At 59.1% G+C, this 640-nt stretch carries 1 pseudogene; it reads left to right on the plus strand.

The annotated features are described in order from the left end of the window. Nucleotides 1-640, plus strand: a pseudogene (locus A3754_RS01065) (molecular chaperone HtpG); the annotation flags it as partial.

Raw genomic sequence — 640 nt, forward strand, 5'->3', positions numbered from 1 at the left:
CCACCTTCTGGGCCCAGTTTGGTCAGGTGATCAAGGAAGGGGTGGCCGAAGATCGTGACAACCAGCAAGCCATCGCTGCCTTGTTGCGCTTTGCCACCAGCAGTAACCCGGATTCGGTGACTACCTCCCTGGATGAATACCTGGACAACAAGCCTGCAGAGCAGGACAGCATTTACTACCTGTTGGCGGATACCCCGTCGGCCGCGCGGCAAAGCCCACACCTGGAAGTGTTCCGCAAGAAAGGCATCGAGGTATTGCTGCTCAGTGATCCCGTCGATGAGTGGATGGTGGGTTATCTGGAAAGCTACAAGGATGTGAAGCTGGTCAATGCTGCCCGGGGTGAGCTGGACCTGGGCGATGATGAACAGGCGAACAACGATGATCCGCTGATTCAACGCCTGTCCGGGAGCCTGAGCGAGCATGTGGAAGCGGTACGTGCCACGACGCGCCTGGTGGATTCCCCGGCCTGTCTGGTTCTGGCGGAAGACCAGCTCGGCCCGCAGATGCGCCGTATGCTGGAAGCCGCTGGCCAGCCTGTTCCGGAAAACAAGCCGGTTCTGGAGGTGAATCTGGGGCACGATCTATTGGCCAAACTGAGTGGCATCGACGCGGGTGAGCGTTTTGATGACCTGGCTGCACT

Source organism: Alcanivorax sp. HI0083, from assembly GCF_001635175.1.